Origin of the sequence: Pseudoalteromonas qingdaonensis (genome assembly GCF_038739665.1) — a bacterium.
GTDB lineage: Bacteria > Pseudomonadota > Gammaproteobacteria > Enterobacterales > Alteromonadaceae > Pseudoalteromonas > Pseudoalteromonas qingdaonensis.
Genome location: NZ_JBCGCU010000001.1, coordinates 120,301 through 136,648, shown reverse-complemented (window position 1 = coordinate 136,648; position 16,348 = coordinate 120,301). Strand labels below are relative to the sequence as shown.

At 49.0% G+C, this 16,348-nt stretch carries 12 protein-coding genes; 7 read left to right on the top strand and 5 right to left on the bottom strand.

Annotation, left to right across the window (positions count from 1 at the left end):
* Positions 1 to 34: 34 nt before the first annotated feature.
* Positions 35 to 2,197 carry a catalase/peroxidase HPI gene (katG, locus tag WCN91_RS00620; protein WP_342675499.1) on the bottom strand — a complete coding sequence of 721 codons (2,163 nt, stop codon included), beginning with the start codon at positions 2,195 to 2,197 and terminating at the stop codon, positions 35 to 37.
* 658 nt (positions 2,198 to 2,855) lie between these two features.
* Here katG and WCN91_RS00615 point away from each other — a divergent pair.
* From WCN91_RS00615 to WCN91_RS00595, 5 genes are all read left to right on the top strand, one after another.
* Positions 2,856 to 3,560, top strand: coding sequence for a 1-acylglycerol-3-phosphate O-acyltransferase (locus WCN91_RS00615; protein WP_342675498.1), 705 nt, complete (start codon positions 2,856 to 2,858; stop codon positions 3,558 to 3,560).
* Positions 3,561 to 3,896 (top strand): ribonuclease E inhibitor RraB, encoded by a 336-nt coding sequence (gene rraB, locus WCN91_RS00610; protein WP_105213260.1) that lies wholly within the window; start codon positions 3,561 to 3,563, stop codon positions 3,894 to 3,896. It begins immediately after the preceding gene.
* 728 nt (positions 3,897 to 4,624) lie between these two features.
* Complete coding sequence (locus WCN91_RS00605) at positions 4,625 to 5,881, top strand: outer membrane protein transport protein (RefSeq protein WP_342675497.1); 1,257 nt, start codon at positions 4,625 to 4,627, stop codon at positions 5,879 to 5,881.
* 140 nt (positions 5,882 to 6,021) lie between these two features.
* The gene (locus tag WCN91_RS00600; protein WP_342675496.1) at positions 6,022 to 6,342 is read left to right on the top strand and encodes a hypothetical protein; all 321 of its coding nucleotides are present in this window, start codon (positions 6,022 to 6,024) and stop codon (positions 6,340 to 6,342) included.
* Positions 6,343 to 6,555: 213 nt separating this feature from the next.
* A complete protein-coding gene (locus WCN91_RS00595; RefSeq protein ID WP_342675495.1) occupies positions 6,556 to 7,248 on the top strand; it encodes a hypothetical protein in 693 nt (230 codons plus the stop codon).
* Between the two features lie 12 nt (positions 7,249 to 7,260).
* Here WCN91_RS00595 and WCN91_RS00590 read toward each other — a convergent pair whose 3' ends face one another.
* The 4 genes from WCN91_RS00590 to pepA form a co-directional block, all read right to left on the bottom strand.
* Positions 7,261 to 8,589, bottom strand: coding sequence for a mechanosensitive ion channel family protein (locus WCN91_RS00590; protein WP_425415997.1), 1,329 nt, complete (start codon positions 8,587 to 8,589; stop codon positions 7,261 to 7,263).
* A gap of 206 nt (positions 8,590 to 8,795) precedes the next feature.
* Positions 8,796 to 11,642, bottom strand: a complete 2,847-nt coding sequence (locus WCN91_RS00585) for a valine--tRNA ligase (RefSeq protein WP_342675493.1) — start codon at positions 11,640 to 11,642, stop codon at positions 8,796 to 8,798.
* A 23-nt stretch (positions 11,643 to 11,665) separates the two neighbouring features.
* Positions 11,666 to 12,100 carry a DNA polymerase III subunit chi gene (locus WCN91_RS00580; protein ID WP_342675492.1) on the bottom strand — a complete coding sequence of 145 codons (435 nt, stop codon included), beginning with the start codon at positions 12,098 to 12,100 and terminating at the stop codon, positions 11,666 to 11,668.
* A 116-nt stretch (positions 12,101 to 12,216) separates the two neighbouring features.
* Positions 12,217 to 13,731 (bottom strand): leucyl aminopeptidase, encoded by a 1,515-nt coding sequence (gene pepA, locus WCN91_RS00575; RefSeq protein WP_342675491.1) that lies wholly within the window; start codon positions 13,729 to 13,731, stop codon positions 12,217 to 12,219.
* A gap of 247 nt (positions 13,732 to 13,978) precedes the next feature.
* On the opposite strand from pepA, the gene lptF reads away from it, so the two are divergent.
* Both lptF and lptG read left to right on the top strand, forming a co-directional pair.
* On the top strand, positions 13,979 to 15,091 hold the full coding sequence (gene lptF, locus WCN91_RS00570) for an LPS export ABC transporter permease LptF (RefSeq protein WP_342675490.1): 1,113 nt from the start codon (positions 13,979 to 13,981) through the stop codon (positions 15,089 to 15,091).
* Positions 15,088 to 16,152 carry an LPS export ABC transporter permease LptG gene (gene lptG, locus WCN91_RS00565; protein WP_342675489.1) on the top strand — a complete coding sequence of 355 codons (1,065 nt, stop codon included), beginning with the start codon at positions 15,088 to 15,090 and terminating at the stop codon, positions 16,150 to 16,152. The genes lptF and lptG overlap by 4 nt, the downstream gene beginning before the upstream one ends.
* Positions 16,153 to 16,348 lie beyond the last annotated feature (196 nt).

Here is a 16,348-nt window from a genome sequence, read left to right as displayed (position 1 = left end):
TTTTAATGCCTAAACTAAAGTCTAAGCCAACACCTTATAAATCAAAGCGGTCTGCATCCATTACCTGGCACCAGGCCTTGATAAAGTCGTGCACAAAGCGGTGTTTATTATCGTCCTGAGCGTAAAACTCCGCGTAGGCGCGCAGTACCGAGTTGGAGCCAAAGATCAAATCGACCCGGGTCGCCGTCCATTTGGCTACCTCGGTTTCGCGGTCAACCAGGTCGTAAAGGCCATCGCTGCGCGGTTGCCAACGGTAGGCCATATCGGTGAGGTGAACAAAGAAGTCATTGCTTAAAACGCCCACACTGCTGGTAAAGACGCCATGTTCACTGCCGCCGTAGTTGGTGCCGAGTACGCGCATACCGCCGACCAGCACCGTCATTTGTGGCGCCGTCAGGCCCATAAGCTGGGCGCGGTCGAGCAGCAGCTCCTCGGCGGACACCGCATAGTCTTGCTTTAACCAGTTGCGAAAGCCATCGGCTATGGGCTCCAGCGGCGCAAAAGACTCTACGTCCGTCATTTCAATGCTGGCATCGCCACGACCCGGCGAGAAGGGCACGCTGGTGGCAACGCCTGCGGCATGGGCTGCTTGCTCCACCGCTGCACAGCCGCCGAGCACGATTAAATCCGCCAGACTGATGGGTTTACTTAGCTCTTTTTGTAATTTTTCCAGCGCTTCTAGAACGCGATCAAGGCGTGCTGGCTCGTTGCCCGACCAATGCTTTTGTGGTGCTAAGCGAATACGGGCACCGTTGGCGCCGCCGCGATGATCTGAGCCGCGATAGGTGCGGGCGCTGTCCCAGGCGGTGCTGATCAAGTCGCTGTGGCTGATACCACAATCGAGCAGCTTGCTCTTAAGCTCGTCTATTTCATGATTACTAAGAATGTAATTCACTGTAGGGACAGGGTCTTGCCAGATCAGATCTTCATTGGGGACATCGGCGCCTAAATAACGGGCTTTGGGGCCGAGATCCCTGTGCGTGAGCTTAAACCAGGCGCGAGCGAAAACCTGGCTGAAGTAGTCAAAGTCCTTGGCGAAGCGCTCAATGATCTGACGATAACTGGGGTCCATCTTCATCGCCATATCCGCGTCTGTCATAATCGGGTTGTGGCGAATGCTGGGGTCTTCGGCATCGACGGGTTTGTCTTCTTCTTTTATATTGATGGGCTCCCACTGCCAGGCGCCGGCCGGGCTTTTTTTCAACTCCCACTCGTAGTTCAACAGCAAATAGCAATAGCCGTTATCCCAACGGGTAGGATGACTGGTCCAGGCGCCTTCTAAGCCAGAGGTGACGGTATCGGCACCGATACCGCGCTGAGTATGGTTATTCCAACCCAGTCCTTGCTCGTTGATATCGGCGGCCTCGGGCTCAGGACCTAATTGGCTGGCATCGCCGTTACCGTGCGCCTTACCTACGGTGTGGCCGCCTACGGTAAGGGCTGCGGTTTCTTCATCATTCATGGCCATGCGGGCAAAGGTTTCGCGTACTTGGGCTGCGGTTTTTAGCGGATCTGGCTGGCCGTTAACGCCTTCGGGATTGACATAGATAAGCCCCATTTGCACCGCCGCTAAGGGGTTTTCCATGGTGTCGGGCTGAGCAACGTTTTCGTAGCGTGCATCACTGGGTGCCAGCCATTCTTTTTCTGCGCCCCAATAGACGTCTTTTTCCGGGTGCCAGATATCTTCGCGACCGCCGGCAAAACCAAAGGTTTTTAAGCCCATGGACTCATAGGCCATATTGCCGGCGAGTATGATTAAGTCGGCCCAGGATAAACGATTGCCGTATTTTTTCTTAATAGGCCAGAGCAGGCGCCGGGCTTTGTCGAGGTTGGCGTTATCCGGCCAGGAGTTAAGTGGCGCAAAACGTTGATTGCCACTACCTGCGCCGCCGCGTCCATCGGCAATACGGTAAGTGCCGGCCGCATGCCAGGCCATGCGGATCATCAAGCCGCCATAATGACCCCAATCTGCCGGCCACCAGGGCTGGCTATGGATCATCAGGGCTTTAAGGTCTTGCTTCACTGCTTCAAGATCCAGCTTTAAAAACTCCGCGCCGTAGTTAAAGTCCTTGCCATAGGGATTGGATTTACCATCGTGCTGGTGAAGCATGTCGAGATTAAGGGTATTTGGCCACCAAGCTGTGTTGGCCTCGGCGTTATGGGTTAGACCGCCGTGCATTACGGGACACTTAGTCATTTTGGGTTCCTTTTTAGTAATCAAAATCTGGACTACATCCAACAGCGGTCATAGATGAAGTTAGGTTATTACTCAAGTGTAGCCAATAGAGGCTCTAAGTGTGGGTTATTAATCAATAAAAACCGCAACCTAAGCAGTCATGTATAGGCAGCGGCCAGCACCAGCCTGTGCTATGTTTACAAAGGCGCTAAGGTAGGGTCTGTTGACCTTTGTTGTTTGTTTTTGCAGCAGTTTGTAGCGGATTTATACAAGGCGGCACATGTGTGGTGTAGTTATTCTACATGAACATGTAACAACACAGTAGAAATGCGCTACAAGCGCTGCCCTGCGGGTTCATCTAAACGCATCCTGCTCTGTGTTGCTCGCTATGAACATAGGCGAGCAAGACCGAAGCAATGCTTCGCAGCTTAGCGAGGTGAGCGCATGGATGCGCGATGTAACCAAGCTTCATGGATGAATTTGACCACATAAATTAGTGATTATATTCATCAGAATGCGTTTAGATTGAACATAAAGTAAACCGCAAAGATAAACAGACCCTAATAATGGCCCTGGGTATTTTGGCTGCAGTGAGATAATAAAAAGCAGCGTACAAGTGTTCGCTAAAATAAATCAGCATATGTATAATGCCGGCCAATCTCGAAAGTTGGAGTTAATTGTGCTGGCATTGTTACGCTTGTTGGTGATTGCTGTATTTATTCCTTGTAGTTTTATTGCAGGTTTTTTGTTGTGCCTGGTGCGTCCGTTTCATGGTGATAATGTGCGGGTGATAGGCAGCTGGTATGCATCTATGTCACGCATATTTGGCGTTAAACTAGTAATAGAAAAAGACGAGTCCATCATCAGTGGCGAGCCGGCTGTGTATATCGCCAACCATCAAAATAACTATGATATTTTCTTCTTGCCGGGGGCTTTGCAGCGCAATACGGTAAGCTTGGGTAAAAAAAGCCTTAAGTGGATCCCTTTTTTTGGGCAGTTGTACTGGCTCTCGGGCAATATCCTTATCGACCGTGGTAACCGTAAAAAAGCCATGGCGACCATTACCAAGACTACGGAAAAGCTTAAAAAGGGCGGTTTGTCTTTGTGGATGTTTCCCGAAGGTACGCGCAGCTATGGCCGTGGCCTATTGCCATTTAAAACCGGGGCTTTTCATACCGCCGCCAATGCCAATATTCCGGTGATCCCCGTGGTGATGAGCGATACCCATAAATGTATTAAGTTAAACCGCTGGGATAATGGTACTATCTACATCAAAATGTTAGCACCACAGCTGTTAGACGCATCCATGAGTGTTCGCCAATATGCGGATCACTTCCATGAGGTGATGAACGAAACGCTGACACAATTAAATGAGAGAAGCTAAATGGAAAACTGGCGCGAAATAAGCGAAGAAATTGTTGAGTCTCTACTTGAAGACGGCTCAAATCCTGAACTCCTGTATGAAGTTGAACACCACTTTGTGTGTGAAGACTTTGCCGCGCTGGAGAATGCCGCCTTGGCAGCCTTTAAACTGGGTTATGATGTAGAAGAGCCGGCTGAGCTGGAACTCGAAGAAGGCGGTACCATTTGGGGCTTTGATGTAGTGGTTGAGTGTGAACTGAACACAGATGCCATTATGGAAGACGTGGATAAGCTGGCGGCCATCGCCGAGCAAAACCAGGTCGAATACGATGGCTGGGGCACCTACTTCCAAGAGTAGTAGGTCGGGATTTATCCCGACAAAGGTCATATCACCTTACTTTGTCGTTGTAGGTCGGGATTTATCCCGACAAAAGGGCACATCACCTCATTTTGTCGGCGCAATGCATCGACCTACACCTCGCCTTTAACATCAGCCAAGGCTCTTAGGCCAATTCTTTTCTATAACCCCTAGAACCCCCAGCTGTATAAATAGCCTTAACTTGGGCTTTTATCCGTGCACTCAGTCGCGTTTTCAGTTTCACCCAGAGCAAAGCGCTACCTAAACAACAGGCGACCAGAGAAAACCACAGCAGAGACCCTAAGTGACTATGTAGAGCCAGGGCACAACACCCTAAACTTGCAAGCTGACTCAGCATGGCCAGTAGCCAATATCTGCCTATAGGGTTATCGCCTTGCTCCTGATGCGTGCAGGCACAATAACTGGCACATAGAAAGGCATAGACGCCGATGGCGCATAATAAAAAGGCCGCGCCGATAAGGGTAATAACGTAAGGCATAGTCAGCTCGGGAAATTGGTCATGGCATCAGTGTAACCCCTTAGTTTATTTAGTCAATACAAACGAGAATTATTATCAACGTGTGTTTTGGTGGCCATACCAGCGGTTATTTGGTTGTAAAAATACACGATTTTGCATCTAAATTACGCGTTGTTAACTACATTTAACAGATTTTTATCATTGAATAATGTACTGTGTGCGGTTAAATAAATAACAATGAGAATGAAGTATGCAATTTAAAAAGACCCTTTTAGTGGCATCATTGGCGCTATTATCAACCGAATCTTTTGCCGCTGCCTTCCAGTTGGCAGAGCAAAATGTCTCAGGCTTGGGCCGTGCCTACGCCGGTGAAGCGGCGGTTGCAGATGACGCTTCTGTGGTTGCTCGTAACCCAGCGCTTATGTCGCAGTTCGATAAGGCGCAGCTAAGTATTGCCGCTATGTATGTAAAGCCGGACGTAAGCCTTGAAGGTGAAAGCACCAGCAATGGTCTTGACGCTGATGTGCTTGATGACAGCAGCATCGCTCCAAATGCAGTGATCCCTGCGGGTTACTTTACTATGCCGCTGAATGACCAGGTAAGCCTAGGCTTTGGCGTATTCTCAAACTTCGGCCTGTCTACCGAGTTTGCTGACGATTATGCCGCTGGTCAAATTGCCGGTGAAACCGAAATTGTGACCATTAACTCCAATGTATCAGTTGCTTATCAGCTTGATGAGAGCTGGACTGTGGCCCTGGGCGTAAACTATATTTATGCCGATGCCAAGGTAAAACGTACAGCGGGTACTAACCCATATTTTCCTGCCAGCCTTGAAGCAACGCACCTTGAGGGTGATGACACAGGTTTTGGTTGGAACCTGGGTGTGGCTTACAGCCTGGATGAAAATAACCGTTTAGGTTTCCATTACCGCAGCGAAACCGACCTGACCTTTGATGGCGAATACCGTAACTCGCTTCCTGCTGCCATTGGTGGTCTTGAGGGGCGCGAACTTCCTGGCTCACTTGAGCTAACTCTGCCGGCGATCGCTGAGTTCTCAGGTTCACACCAGCTTAACAAGGAATACGGCCTGCACTACAGCGTGCTATGGACTGGCTGGAGCAGCTTCGACAAGCTAGAAGCCTATGTAGAGGGTTTTGAACAGCCGGTATTTGCGAAGCAGGAAGACTTCTCTGACTCAATTCGTGTTGCTATCGGTGGTGATTACCAGCTAAACGAACAGTGGAAATTGCGTGCCGGTTTAGCCTTTGACGAGTCACCTGTATCACAACAGCACCTGTCAATTTCTATCCCAGATACAGACCGTTTCTGGTTCTCATTCGGCGCCGAGTGGCAGCTGGATGAAGCCTCAAGTGTTGACCTGGGTGCCAGCATCATTCGTGGTAAAAAGCAGAGCTTTGTTGAGACAGATGAGTCTGGGCAGCAATGGGGCTTTGAGTCCGAAGGTAATGCCTACCTATTCGGTGCTCAGTACAACTACAGCTTCTAAGCTCAGTTGTTAAATTGATAAGAAAAAGCCAAGCATTCGCTTGGCTTTTTTTATGGAGTCGCTCTTGGGGCTTGACGCTTCATGGCCTGTTCATTAAAAAATTGCTAGGCTAAATGAAAGACTTAACAAGGGGTAATGGTATGAAAACCTATTTATGTGTTGCCGTAATCGGCCTTAGCCTAGTGACGGGAATGGCGAACGCCAAAGAGCATAATGATAAGGGTAAAGGCAAAGGCTCTCTACCACCTGGTCTGCAAAAGAAAGTCGATAACGGTGGTTCATTGCCTCCGGGTTGGCACAAAAAATATCGCCAGGGTGACATTCTTGATTATGATATTTATCGCCGTGGTCGGGTGATCGACTCCCATGGTCATGATGGTGTTATTTCAATTGAAGTAGATAACCGCATTATCCGCTTAATTAAAAATACCCGAGAAATAGTCTCCATTTTAGGTCGCTAAAACTTTAAATGGGATAACAAGAACGCGAGCTTAGGCTCGCGTTTTTTGTGTCGATACAAAAATTTAATTCCATAAAGACATGTCCCCTGATTTAATGTAGATTTTTGTGGTGGCTGAATTAGCGTAATTCGCACAATTAGACGTAAGAATAAAAAATATAGTCAAGAAGATAAAAAGGAAGGCTCACTTTTGAGCCTTATTAGGGAAATAAAAATGATAAAAAATTTAGTTATTTTGGCCTTGGTGTTAGCTTTATTTGGCGTTTATTTTCTGGGTCAGAGGTCATCAGAACCTGCATTATTAGAAAGCCCCAGCACAGCTTTTGATATCAAGAGTGAGCAAGCAAAATCCACCGTCTTAACGGATAATACGCAAGCTGACTCAGCTGTCGAAACTCGCCATAAAGAAACTGCACAGAGTCATAAGTCCGCGGATATAAAAAAAGAATTATGTGATGAATTATCGCCTGAAAATCAATGCATTCTGACTTCAGGTCTAGATATTCAAGAGCATATTTTTGATAAAAATACAGGTAATGCTAAGGCGCAAAAAATATCTTGGGTTTTGAGAGCAAATGACTTCCCTGCTTTTTTGGAGGAACTATCTCTAAATAAAAACAAACCAGAAAGTTACATTGCAGAACAAAAGCTCAATGAGAGCCTCTACAGCAACCAAGCAAATTATCCAGGTATCAACAGCAGTGACATTGCATGCAGTGATTCAATATGTGCTTTTAGTGTCACTTACTCGGAAGATGAATCTTGGAATGGATTCAGCAAAGATTTCTTCTCCGCAGATAACTCTTTGATCGGAAATTTATTTATTCAACAATTGATGCAAGAAAACGGTCAATATGAAAGCCGCATTATGTTTTTACCTGGAAACACCCAAGGAGTGATAAGGTAAACAGCACGTACTTTATTTCGGCGTTGTATTTCTTATCGACGGCGCGTTGTCGTCGAGTATGCGCACTTCTCTTTGCGGGAATGGGATCTCGATATTGTGCTCTCGCAGGGTTTCAAAGACGATCAGCAGCAGGTCACCACCAACGCGGTTTTTGCCGTCATCTATGCCGAACATCCAGAACTCGACGAACATATTCACACCAAAATCCCCGAATGAGTCGATTTCACAGTCGGGACACTCTTCAAAGGGGATATCCTCGCCGCTGATCACTTGAGGGTGCTCGGCTACGGCTTCTTTTATGATCTCGCACATGGCGCGGATATCGGTTTTATAGGCGACGCTAAAATCAATGCGGTAGCGCTGTTTCGGATCCTTGTGGGTCCAGTTGGTCATCAAGGAGTTGATAAACTTTTCATTGGGCACAAGAATGTCTTTACCGTCATAGGTTTCCAGTACCGTATAACGCATGCGAAACTCGCGGACAAAACCCTTGCTGCCGTCTTCTAGCTCTATAAAGTCGCCTATGGTTAATGAGCGATCCACCAGAATAATAATGCCGGAAATAAAATTTGAGGCGATCGTTTGCAGGCCTAACCCCAGGCCCACACCCAGGGCGCCACCGAATACCGCAAGTGCTGTAAGGTTGATGCCCATGATGTTGAGCAGCAGCAGAAAACCTACACAGAAAAGGGCGACTTCAAATACCTTGGTGAAGACTTCCTTGGTGGTAACATCCAGCTTTTTCTGGTTACGTATCAGCTTCTTGCCCGTCATTCTAAAGGCCTTGCCGAGCCAAAACAGGATCACGCCAAACACTAATACCCGGCCTATACCATAAAAAGAAATCTCAACATTACCTACAGTGATGGCGATTGTTTCCAGCACGGCGATAATATGTGGGAGTATCCCCACCATATGCAGGAACACCAAGGGGAGCACCACCCAGCGCATAAAGGCGGCAATATGTTCGCCGTCTACCACGGCGCGAATAACCGTGTTTAAAAACAGCAGCACGGCGATAATTAACACCGCATTGATTAACCAGGTATCAATCTTATATTGCTCCCCCAGCAGTAAGGACAGCGTTAGAAATGAAATGGCGAGCATGGGAAAGACCACCGCCAGTAGCTTGTTAACGACAAATTCCAATGCCTGGCTTGGGCTTGCCGAGGGATCTTTTACCGGCGTGACCTTTCTACGGAGCTTGGCGGCGATAAGAAAGGAGCATAAATAGATGGTTAGAACTATAGATAACTGGATCAGGAAACCCATGCTGGTGAGCGCGTCCTGTGCGACAACAAAATATTCGTTGATTGCCCCAGCCAAAGACTCGGTTGTTATGTTCAAAGTGTTCGCAGTATTTTTTGTTGCCGTCATAGTTATTTTACTTTATCAATCAAGGCACTTTGATAGTAACTATAAGCCAATAATTCAGCTCTAAAAATGACAAATCGTAAAAATAAAAAACAAGAGGCGAAATCGCTTTTTCTGCGTCCATAAAAAAACGCGAGCTTGGCTCGCGTTTTTCGGCTTAACCAAAAGGCTAATTACAGGCTTTCGATTTTCGCTTTTTGCTCAAGCAGTTTGGCTTTTGCTTCACTGTACTCGGCCAGTTTCGACTTTTCTTTGTCCAGTACCGCTTCAGGCGCGTTGCTGACGAACTTCTCGTTCGCTAGCTTCTTCTCAACCTGCTCTAGGCCTTTTTGTGCCTTCTCAAGTTGCTTGGCGATACGGGCAAGCTCGGCTTCAACATCAATCAGACCCGCCATAGGGATCATGATCTCAAGTTGGCCAACATAGGCGGTGGCACAGGCTGGTGCTTCATCGGCGCTTGCAAGCACGGTGACTTCTTCAAGCTTCGCCAGCGAGCTTAGGAAGGTACGGTTTTCTTCCAAACGACGGGTGTCTTCGCTACTGGCATTGGCCAATAATACATTCAGCGGCTTGCTTGGGCTGATGTCCATTTCACCGCGGATGTTACGAATGGCAACGATAAATTGTTTTACCCATTCAAGGTCAGCCATGGCCGTTGCATCTACCTTGCTTTCATCAAACTGCGGGAAGGCTTGCAGCATGATGGTATTGGCTTCCATACCCGCGATTGGCGCTACACGCTTCCAGATGGTTTCTGTGATGTAAGGCATCAATGGGTGCATCAGGCGCAGCAGACCTTCAAGTACGGTGATCAGCGTATGACGCGTACCACGTTGCTGTACTTCGTTACCCTTGAATAATACCGGCTTGGTTAGCTCTAGGTACCAGTCACAGAATTGGTTCCAAGTGAACTCGTAAATCGTATTGGCAGCAAGGTCAAAACGGTAGTTATCCAAGTGCTCGGTGAAGGTTTTCACCGTTTGCTGGAACTGACCCTGGATCCAACGATCCGCCAGCGAGTATTCGCGCTCAGCGTCGTTAAAGCCACAATCCTGCTCTTCGGTATTCATCAGCACGTAGCGGCTGGCGTTCCATAGCTTGTTACAGAAGTTACGGTAACCCTCAAGACGGTTCATATCCCAGTTGATATCACGGCCGGTTGAGGCCATGGCTGCCAGGGTAAAGCGCAGCGCATCGGTACCGTGTGGCTCAATGCCATCGGCGAATGTCTTACGGGTGTTTTTCTCAATCTTTTGTGCCAGCTGCGGCTGCATCATGTTGCCGGTACGCTTGGTTACCAGGCTTTCAAGATCGATACCGTCGATCATGTCTAACGGGTCAAGCACGTTACCTTTTGATTTTGACATCTTGTCGCCGTTTTCATCACGGATAAGACCGGTCACGTAAACGGTTTTAAATGGCACCTGTGCTTTACCGTCTTCGTCTTTGATGAAGTGCATGGTCATCATGATCATGCGCGCAACCCAGAAGAAGATGATGTCAAAGCCGGTAACCAGGACGTTAGACGGGTGGAATACTTTTAGATCTTCAAGGTTATTCGGCCAGCCCAGTGTCGAGAAGGTCCATAGAGCCGATGAGAACCAGGTATCAAGTACGTCATCGTCTTGAGTCAGTGTTACCTCATCGCTTAGGTTGTTGTCGCGGCGCACTTCTGCTTCATCACGGCCAACATAGACGTTACCTTCGTTGTCATACCATGCCGGGATACGGTGACCCCACCAAAGCTGACGTGAGATACACCAGTCTTGAATATCGCGCATCCAAGCGAAGTACATGTTCTCGTACTGCTTAGGAACGAATTGGATATCGCCATCTTCAACCGCTTTAATCGCAGGCTCAGCAAGAGGCGCAACGCGCACATACCATTGATCTGTAAGCAGTGGCTCGATGATCACGCCCGAGCGGTCACCGTAAGGTACGGTCAGGCTGTGGTCGTCAATTTTTTCAAGCAGACCGGCTTGCTCAAACTCTTCAACAACCTTGGTACGGGCATCGAAACGGTCAAGGCCGTGGAAACGCTCTGGAAGAGGGGCGTCCAGCTCAAGAGGCTTGCCGTCGAAGGTGAAGGTTTCACCTTCGCTAAGAATCGCCGCATCCTTGTCGAATACGTTGATCATAGGCAATTGATGACGCTTGCCTACTTCGTTATCGTTGAAGTCGTGTGCCGGGGTGATTTTTACACAGCCCGTGCCTTTTTCCATATCGGCGTGCTCGTCGGCAACGATAGGAATGCGACGGTTGACGATAGGAAGCAGAATTTCTTTACCGATAAGGTCCTGGTAGCGCTCGTCATCCGGGTTTACCGCAACACCTGTGTCGCCCAGCATGGTTTCAGGACGGGTTGTGGCAACAACGATATAGTCTTTACCATCCTGGGTTTTAACGCCATCCGCCAGCGGGTAGCGCAGGTTCCACATATGGCCTTGCTTGTCTTTGTTCTCTACTTCCAGGTCAGAGATGGCGGTGTGTAGTTTCGGGTCCCAGTTAACCAGGCGCTTACCACGGTAGATCAGGTCGTCCTTGTACAGGCGAACGAACACTTCTTTAACCGCTTCTGATAGACCCTCGTCCATAGTGAAACGCTCACGGTCCCAATCAACAGAGGCGCCAAGGCGACGCAGCTGCTTGGTGATGGTGCCACCTGATTGTTCTTTCCATTCCCAGATCTTGTCGATAAAGGCATCACGGCCCAGGTCGTGGCGAGTTTTACCTTCTTCCGCCGCCAGCTTGCGCTCTACAACCATTTGCGTGGCGATACCAGCGTGGTCGGTACCTACCTGCCATAGGGTGTTGTTGCCCTGCATACGCTTAAAGCGAATAAGGGTGTCCATGATAGTGTCTTGGAACGCGTGGCCCATATGCAGGCTACCGGTGACGTTCGGCGGTGGGATCATAATTGAGTATGCATCGCCTTCGCCACTTGGTTTGAAGTAGCCGTTTTCTTCCCACTCTTGATAGAGGGATTGTTCAATATCTTGCGGATTGTAGGTTTTATCCATTGCCCAGGACCTTTAAATTCTATCTAAACTTTTTGTGTGCTTAGCTGCGCGCCAATATCGCGAAGCTGCTTGTATTTTGCTCGTGCCATTTGTTTGCGTCGCTCGTCGGCGGGCACAAAATCTAAAATGGTGTCGAAGCGGCGTATAAAATCGGGCACCGTGGAGGCTAAATTAATTAGCACAGTGCGCTTGGCAACCGGCGGTGTTTGTCCAATTTCTACGGCAGCGCCGCCACGAGAGCCTTCGCCTTGAAGGTTGTGGGGCACAAAACTATCGGCGTCAAACGCCCATAAATGTTGGTCGATAAGGTGCGCATCGTCACGATTATCAACAAAAATAAATACCCGTTTGCCCTGGCGGTATTGCTGTGCCGCGAGGCGGGCGCCAAGATCAAAATGAGCCGGCACGTCATGGCCCGGCTCATCGGCATTTTCTAGCAGGTAAAATAACGCTTTCATTGCGTCCTCTACGCGGCTCGTTAATGCGCCAATTTTGCCACAATCGGCAGTTTGCATCAATGAATAAGCCCCTATAAAAGGGGCTTAACAGTGCTAAGGCTGATTAATCGAGAAGATTAATCTTGCGGGCTTTCCGAAACGCCAGCGCGATTAATTAAATACTGGGTCAGCATTGGCACAGGACGACCGGTTGCGCCCTTGTTTTTGCCGCCACTGCGCCAAGCCGTACCGGCGATATCCAGGTGAGCCCAGTTGTACTTCTTGGTGAATTTAGACAAGAAACACGCTGCCGTGATGGTACCAGCTGCACGACCACCCAGGTTGGTGAAGTCGGCAAATGGGCTTTCCAGCTGCTCGTGGTAGTCATCCCACAAAGGCAGTTGCCAGGCGCGGTCGCCACTTTGCTCACCGGCTTTAAGCAGGTCATGGGCCAGCGGGTTGTGGTTTGACAGCATACCGGTGGCATGGGCACCTAAGGCGATAATACAAGCGCCTGTTAGGGTGGCAACGTCGATAACCGTGTCTGGGTCGAAGGCTTCAACATAGGTCAGCGCGTCACACAGTACCAAACGGCCTTCCGCGTCTGTGTTAAGTACCTCAACGGTTTGTCCCGACATGGTAGTTAGAATGTCACCCGGGCGATAGGCATTGCTGCTTGGCATGTTTTCACAGCCGGCCAATACGCCAATCACGTTAATAGGTAGGTTCATCTCGGCAATAGAGCGCATGGTGCCGATAACACCGGCGGCGCCGCCCATATCGTATTTCATTTCATCCATGCCTTCGCCCGGCTTGATAGAAATACCGCCCGAGTCGAAGGTCAGACCCTTACCCACAAGCACGATAGGCGCTGCATCTTCAACACCACCGTTATAGTGAATCACTGACATCACAGATTCATTGGCGCTGCCGCGACCAACGGCCAGGTATGAGTGCATGCCCAGCTCTTCCATTTCTTTCTCGCCAACCAGATTCACCGTAACCTTGTCGAACTCGGTTTCCAGCGACTTGGCTTGTTCACCTAAATAGCGCGGATTACAGATATTTGGCGGCATGTTGGCCACGTCTTTACATAGCTTGGCACCGGAAGCGATGGCCAGACCGTGTTCGATGGCGCTTTCGCCTATGGTCAACTCGCGACGAGTTGGCACGTTGAAGACAATTTTACGTAGCGGTCGACGCGGGTCGCTCTTTTTGCTTTTTAATTCGTTGAAGGTGTACAGGCAATCCTGGGTGGTTTCTACCGCCTGGCGCACTTTCCAATAGGTATCGCGGCCTTTAACATGCTGCTCGGTTAAGAAACAAACGGCTTCCATCGCCCCGGTTTCGTTCAGGGTGTTGATGGTTTTGGAGATGATTTGTTTGTATTGTTTGTCATCAAGTTCGCGTTCTTTACCACAGCCAACCAGAAGTACGCGCTCACTTAAAACGTTAGGTACATGGTGCAGTAGCAGGGTTTGGCCTGGCTTGCCTTCAAGGTCGCCGCGACGCAAAAGATTCGAAATATAGCCTTCGCTGATCTGGTCCAGCTGCTCACCTATGGGTGATAATCGGCGTGGTTCATAAACACCCACCACGATACAGGCACTGCGCTGTTTCTCTGGACTTCCACTCTTTACGCTAAATTCCATTGTGACTCCTAATTAGAGGAATAATCGGTACTTCTGGCGTGTTGTTCAGCAACAGGCCGAGTAAGTACTTATAATATGCCAGTGAACTATTTTCGTTTTACTCAATCCACTAAACTAAAGTGTAGACAATTACATGCCTTAGGTAGGATATTTGATCCGCTTGACATATAATAAAGTGACTAAAATAACTAGTTTACTCAAATTTTCCCACTATGCCAGTGAAACACGACGTTTTTAGGGGCGCACATTGCTGATTTTTAGATACTTAACCGCAGAAGTTTTGAAGTCGCAGGTGGCTGTTTTTGTTACCCTCATGACGATATTTGTGAGTCAAAAATTCGTTGTCATTTTAGGCGATGCCTCTGAGGGTAGTATTCCAGCAAAACTGGTGCTTTCTGTGGTTGCCTTAAAGTTGCCGCAACTGGCTTCCTTGATTCTCCCTCTGAGTATATTCCTGGGTATTATTCTCGCGTATAGCCGAGTGTATGCCGACAGCGAAATGACGGTTTTAAAAGCTTGTGGCGTCAGCGAATGGTATGTGGTGCGGGTGACCTTAATCTCCAGTACCGTGCTGGCCATTTTAGCCGGAGCCATGACTCTCTATTTGGCGCCCTGGGCCAGTGAAAAAGAATATCAGCTTAAAGAACGCGCCGAGGCCGAAGCCGGTTTGTCTGCTTTGCGTGCCGGCCGTTTCCAGGAAACTGGTAACGAGCAGGCGGTGGTCTTTATTCACAATATCGACAACGGCGGTCGTACGCTGAACCGGGTTTTTGTGGCCCAGTTGTTGCGCGGTGAAGAGGCGCAGAAATCCCTGATCGTTTATGCCGACCAAGGTCAGGTAGAAGAGCATGAAAATGGCGAACAGAAGCTTATTCTAAGCCAAGGCCAACGGGTGGAATTAAAAGATCAGGGGCTTGATTTACAGCGCACCGAATTTGACAGCTATCAGGTGCAAATTCGTGACCAGGCCATAGAGCATAAGCGACGTAAGCTGGAAGCCGTGCCCACCTCTGAATTATTAAAACAAGATAGCAATGAGGCGGTGTCGCAGTTTCAATGGCGCTTAGCCATTCCCTTATCCATTCCCTTGCTGACCTTAATTGCGGTGCCGCTCAGTGTGGTTAATCCACGACAGGGTAAGTTTGCCAAGTTAGTGCCGGCCATCGCTCTGTACCTGGGTTATTTTATCTTGCTTAATGCCGCCAAGTTTGCCCTGGAAGATGGCAAAATCCCGGTTTCCGCAGGATTATGGTGGGTGCATTTAAGTGCTTTATTTATAGGTGCATTTTTGATTATTAAAGGACGCCCCCTGGGTGCCTGGCTGCGCGCCAGCTTTAAGCGCAGAGGTGCCACAGCATGAAAACATTAGACTGGTATTTAGGGCGCAGCATATTACAAACCACAGGGTTTGCTTTGCTGGTCTTGGTGGGCATAAGCACCCTGATCAAATTTATCGAGCAATTGAAGTCGGTGGGGCGGGGCAGTTATGACATCATAGACGCCATGCTCTACACCCTGTACAGCATTCCCGGTGATGTGGTGGTTTTCTTCCCCATGGCGGCGCTGATCGGCGGCTTGACGGGGTTAGGTGCACTTGCATCTAACAGCGAATTGGTGGTGATGCAGGCCGCTGGTATGTCGCGTCTGCAAGTGATTGGTTCGGTAATGAAAACCGCCATAGTGATGGCCATACTTATGATGGCCATGGCCGAGTGGGGCGTGCCCAAGGCGGAGCAAACCGCTAAGCAACTGCGTTCGCAAGCCATATTCGGGGGTGAAGTTTTCAGCGCCCAACAAGGGGTCTGGGCCAAAGATGGCGATGTCTTTATTAATATTGAGGACGTTGATCAGCAAGGCCAACTAAACGGCATTCGCATGTATCATTTTGACAAGGAACTGCAATTGCAGCAGGTAACCTTTGCGGCCAATGGTTTCAGCCGTGACGGCGGTTGGATGCTGCGTGATGTAAGAACCTTGCATATGTCGGAGCAGCAAATTAGCGAGCAGACTCAGGACGAATACTTTTATGCCTCGCAGCTGACTTCGGAGAAGCTGGGCGTGGTGTCGGTGAAGCCAGAAACCCTGTCTTTTACCGGCCTTTGGTCTTATTTGCAGTACCTAAAGCAAAATGATCAGGATACCAGTACCTATGAACTCGCCCTGTGGCGTAAAATCATGCAGCCGGTGGCGCTTGGGGTGATGTTACTGGTGGCACTGTCGTTTATCTTTGGGCCGCTGCGTACCGTGACCATGGGTGCGCGCATCGTTATGGGGGTGATCACGGGTATAGTGTTCCACCTCACCGACCGCATCTTCGGGCCAATAGTGTTTGTTTATCAGATCCCAGCCTTTATCGGTGCGGTACTGCCGAGCCTGCTGTTTATCATCTTTGCCAGCTACCTACTCAAGCGCCGTAATTAAAGCTACTTCGCTCACAATTACGGTGTTAAAAATGGTTTCAATGTCCTCATTTACTCTATGTAAACTGCGGCATTTTGACCATTTTTGCCTTGTACTTCCTGCGCTCGTCACGCTTAATTATTTTGGTTGATGCTGCCTAAACGCATCCTGCTCTTTGTTGCTATGCTATACAACGAGCGCCGCGATCAGAAAGCGT